This window comes from Proteus sp. PR00224 (assembly GCF_016238105.1).
Lineage (GTDB): Bacteria > Pseudomonadota > Gammaproteobacteria > Enterobacterales > Enterobacteriaceae > Proteus.
The window spans coordinates 1-2,028 of sequence record NZ_JAEHQU010000020.1; the positions used below are offsets into that span (position 1 = coordinate 1).

General features: G+C 35.4%; 2 protein-coding genes. Both read left to right on the forward strand.

Annotation, left to right across the window (positions count from 1 at the left end; all coding sequences use genetic code 11):
* Nucleotides 1–274 precede the first annotated feature (274 nt).
* Entirely contained in the window at nucleotides 275–1,216 is a 942-nt protein-coding gene (locus tag JEP71_RS17405; RefSeq protein ID WP_232797671.1) for an AraC family transcriptional regulator, read from the forward strand.
* Nucleotides 1,217–1,305: 89 nt separating this feature from the next.
* Nucleotides 1,306–1,899: an NAD(P)H-dependent oxidoreductase gene (locus JEP71_RS17410; RefSeq protein ID WP_198619820.1), complete on the forward strand. Its 594-nt coding sequence runs from the start codon at nucleotides 1,306–1,308 to the stop codon at nucleotides 1,897–1,899.
* The last annotated feature ends 129 nt before the right edge of the window (nucleotides 1,900–2,028 follow it).

Genomic DNA, 2,028 nt, shown 5'->3' on the forward strand with positions numbered 1-2,028 from the left:
GCGAATAATAGCTATCCTCGCTCACCTTGTAAAGTAAAAAAATGAAAAAAATAACCGTTTGCTCAAGAGTGCATCAGATTGTTTCTTTTTTGACAAAAATGTATAAAAAATAAATGGTTATCAATAGAAATAATATTCGAAATTACATTTCTACTCGCTGAAATGTGTCTTACATTGGAAAGAAAAGATAAAGCGTTTTTTTAAAAGAAAGTTTTTCATACTGTTTAGTTATACAATCTGACGAATTCAAAGACTAATTGAAGATCCCGAGACGATGGATACTACGAATTTATCAGTACCGATGGTATTAGAGTTTGAGCAATTTAAAAAAACACTTCTTCTATATACAAAAGATAAAGAAGGGGGATGGGATACCTCTGTTTCTGGTTTAGCGTTATGTCGGTATACTTCTATTACAGAGTCTGAAGGCTGGATGTATGAACCCAGTTTGGCTATTGCTGCACAAGGTGCAAAGCAAATAACGATAGGGCTAGAGACAAACTGTTATCGTCCTATGAATATGCTTTTAACATCATCAGATATACCTACTTTTGCTAAAGTCTGTGAAGCGTCAAAAGAAACACCTTTTTTAGCAATGTTGCTAAAATTAGACCTCACCCTATTACCTGAACTACTTGCTGAAAATAAGTTTGAATTACTACAAGAAAATAACGAAATCAGCGCTCAACAAATTGTTCAAGCAACCGCGCCAATCTTACAAGCAGTAACAAGGCTTATAAAACTAATAGATACACCAGAAGATGCACCTTTTATTGCTCCTTTGATCCAAAAAGAGATCCTTTATTACTTATTAAGATCGAATGATGGTGCGCGTCAGCAACTATTAGCATCACAACATCCTCAGTGTCGGCAAATTAGTCATGCGCTTGATTGGATTAAACAACATTATCACGAAACAATTCGGATTGAAGATCTTACAACGTTAGTGGGTATGAGCACCTCATCATTTCATTTTCACTTTAAAAAACGAACTGGCATGACGCCGTTGCAGTATCAAAAGTGGTTGCGGCTGAATGAAGCAAGAAGGATCATGCTGATTGAAATGAGTGATGTTTCTAAAGCAGCATTTATCGTCGGTTATGAAAGCCCCTCACAATTTAGCCGTGAATATCATCGATTATTTGGTTTATCGCCCTTAAAAGATATTCAACGATTAAAAGAATCAGAAACTGAAACGGTATCTTTGGATTATTAGGCAAGAATAATGGAGGAATGAGTTAAAGCAGTGATGAGTAATTGCGTTACAGTTTGCTTATTAAATATGTGTATACAAGGAGTTTAGAAGTGACTAACGTTTTTATTATTAATGCTGCAAAAGAGTTTGATGGTTCTGAAGGGAAACTCAACGATCATTTAACGCAAGTCGCCACAGATTTGTTGTCTTCACATCAGATAAATGTGCAATCAACACGCATTGATGATGGTTATGATACTAACGAAGAAGTTGATAAATACTTATGGGCTGATGTCATTATTTATCAAATGCCAGCATGGTGGATGGAAGGCCCTTGGATCTTAAAAAAATACATTGATGATGTATTTAGTGCTGGGTACGGCAAAATGTATATTGATGATGGTCGTACACGAAAAGATCCTTCGAAAAAATATGGTTCAGGTGGATTATTACAAGGCAAAAAGTATCTTCTTTCTGTAACTTGGAATGCGCCTTTTGAATCTTTTGAAGAACAAGAACAGTTCTTTGAAGGAAAAGGAATTGATGCTGTCTATTTTCCATTCCATAAAGCGAACCAATTTTTAGGTATGGAAGGATTAAAAACCTTCGGAATGTTTGATGTGGTGAAACAACCGCAAATTGAGCAAGATGTTGAAGCGTATAAAAAACACCTAAAACACGAAATTGTTGGAATAGCAGGTTAGGTCTTTATCGTACTAGATATAAATTAGCTATTTATTAATCAAGCAAGATAACGATACAGATTGGATTTAGGTAGCTGATTTAGATGATAAGAATGTAGAAAGCAAAAAGCCCGCACTGTAATAGCGCGG

Coding starts and splice junctions, on each gene's coding strand:
- JEP71_RS17405 (WP_232797671.1), top strand. CDS start 275: ATGGATACTACGAATTTATCAGTACCGATGGTATTAGAGTTTGAGCAA.